Source organism: Sphaerospermopsis aphanizomenoides BCCUSP55 (assembly GCF_001586785.1).
GTDB lineage: Bacteria > Cyanobacteriota > Cyanobacteriia > Cyanobacteriales > Nostocaceae > Sphaerospermopsis_A > Sphaerospermopsis_A aphanizomenoides_A.
On record NZ_LUFH02000206.1, the window covers coordinates 1 to 2,554 of the forward strand.

The following is a 2,554-nucleotide window of genomic DNA, read 5'->3' on the forward strand; positions in this document are numbered from 1 at the left end:
GGTATATATTGTTAATAGTCCATCTTCCCAAAACCAAACTTCAGGTATACCAATTCGTTTGTATATTTCTAATATTTCTATACTTCCGCTGGTAAAAATTACCTCAATAATTAAATCGGGAATATCTTTCTTAGTTTGAATAGTATAAGATTCATCAGGTTCTTTTTGTCCAGTTATATTTTTATTGCCTAAAGTGGCACTACCTCCAGTATAAAATCTGATTCCTTTTTCTCGGAAGTATGCTTCTAACAATAAACTAATTGTTCTTTTATAATATTCATGTTCTTTTCCTAAATTCATAATAATTTCTAAATCTCCATCTAAATAGATAAATCTTATGCCTTCAATACCTTGAAATGTGGTTTGTATTTGCTCAAATTTTTCCCAGGAAATTCCTGTGAGAACTAAATGATTATTTGGTTCTATATTTTTTTCTAATGTAGTTGTCATAGTTTTATTCCTCAAATACAAGGTATGGAAGCGATGACTGTTGTGAGGAGCTAAAAAGGAAGCGAGTCTGTGCCGAACGAAGTGATCGCATCTCTGAAAAATTATTTGATTATTTACTAGCGATTGTATCACAGAATATGGAAGGATCTAGAAGGAGTCAAAGTCGTGACATTGACCTTATTATTTCTAGTTATATGACTATAGTAGGTAATTGTTCTGCATTAAATTTGACTATTGCTTCTTTATTTTCTATTTCTAATACAATTCTACTATGCAAATGTGGTAAGAGTTTTTGCCATTGTTTTTCGCTGATTTCTTCCATCAAAGAAACTTGCATCCTTTCAGTAATATCTATTTCATCTTCCATCATTAAATTCATAGCAATACTAGATAAGATTAAATCAGCACTCTCAGGATCAGTATTACTTAAATATATTAGCAATGTAGTTTTATCAGCATTAGAATTAATAGCTAATGCTTTGATTACTACTCCTAATTGCATATATAAATCATCTTCTGACTGATTCCAATCAGGAAACATGATGAAATTAATTTCTCGGAGATTAAAAGGTAAAAGAGTTTGATTAATTAAAACTTCGCTGACAATATCAGCCATTTTAGACCAGGAAAACTTCTGAGATTGGACTAATCCTGCTTGAATTAAATTACGTCTTAAACTGGGTTTTTGTACGTCACATAAAGCATTAGCCATACCCTCAATGTCATCATGTTTCACATAGATTACTGCTTCTCCTCCAACTTCAGGTAGGGAGGAGTTAGGAGTAGTGATTACAGGACAAGCACAAGCCATTGCTTCTGCTACTGGCATTCCAAAACCTTCATACTGAGAGGGATAAACTAATGCTACTGCTCCAGCATAAGCTAGTCTTAATTCTTCATCACTTAATTGTAAACCGTGAAAGGTACATCCGGCTGTATATTGCCGCCATTCGGGAGGTAACTGAGTAGCTGCACCAGTGGTTACTATATCAAAACTCTGTTTATTAGTTAGTTGAGCAAATGCCTGAAAAAAGAGAATTGCATTTTTGTGTCCTCCCAATCCAATTAATAGAAAATAAGGTTTATTGATACCATATTTATATCTGAAAGAATTAATTTCATTATCAGAAGCAGGGGAAAATAGAGGATCAACGCCGCAATGAGCAACTGTAATTGATTCTAATGGTATATCTGGGAAAAATTTACTTAAATCCTTGGCTGTATTTTCTGATATGGAGATAAAGGCGGATGCTTGTTGAATTCCATTATGTTTTTCCCGCCACATTGGTTCATCTAAGTTACCTCCTAATGCTTCTGGTATCATGTCATAAGCCATGAATACAGACGGTGTTGTAATTGGAGTGGTGTAGTATGAAGAAATAAATAAGTCTGCTCCTTCTTCGTCGCAAATTTGCTGGAGCATTTGTTTATCAGTTTCAGTGTTGTTGTAATCGTAGGGGTGAATAGTGCTATACCATACACCTGCTATATCTGGAGCAGTACCCGCTCTATCTAATAAAACAATATGTTTGGCAAAACCACTTTTAACCCACTCCTGTAATATAGATTGCCAAACTCTAGCAATTCCTGTTTTATAGAGTTGGAAGAATACACCATCAACAATAATAATAGGTTTAGGAGAAGTTTTTATTTTTGTTGTCCAAGAATAAGAGTTTTGTTGATTTAGATTAGTTTGTTGTTTGAGTTCGGGTATTAGTTGATATTCTATTTTTTCACCTGTAGTTACAAATTTAATAATTTGATTAATACGAGCCTCTATGGTATGTTTGGCTAAAACTTCTTGTCGAGCTTGTTCAGAAATATATTCTAAATCTGGTAAATGTTTTAAATAATATTTAAAATTTTCTAGTAATTCCGGTATATTATTAATTTCATAAGGAATGTAATGTTCATATTCTTTAAATAATAAACTATGGTATGAATCATTTTTTAAACGATATTGAAAAAGAACTGTGCCACAAGACATAGCCTCATATACCCTTTGAGTGTAACCACCATGATTTGTGGGTAGATTTATCGTTAAAGTATATTCATTGTATAAATTTACTAATTTCTCTGGGCTATCTCCAGTATATATATATAC

2 protein-coding genes are annotated in these 2,554 nt (G+C 32.6%); both read right to left on the minus strand.

Translation table 11 applies throughout. The annotated features are described in order from the left end of the window. Positions 1-450, minus strand: a 450-nt coding sequence (locus tag A0J48_RS26250) for a Uma2 family endonuclease (RefSeq protein WP_200327509.1), incomplete at its 3' end; no start/stop codon positions are given. A 190-nt stretch (positions 451-640) separates the two neighbouring features. Continuing rightward, positions 641-2,554 (minus strand): glycosyltransferase family protein (locus A0J48_RS26255; protein WP_234301183.1); only part of this gene is annotated, 1,914 nt, incomplete at its 5' end.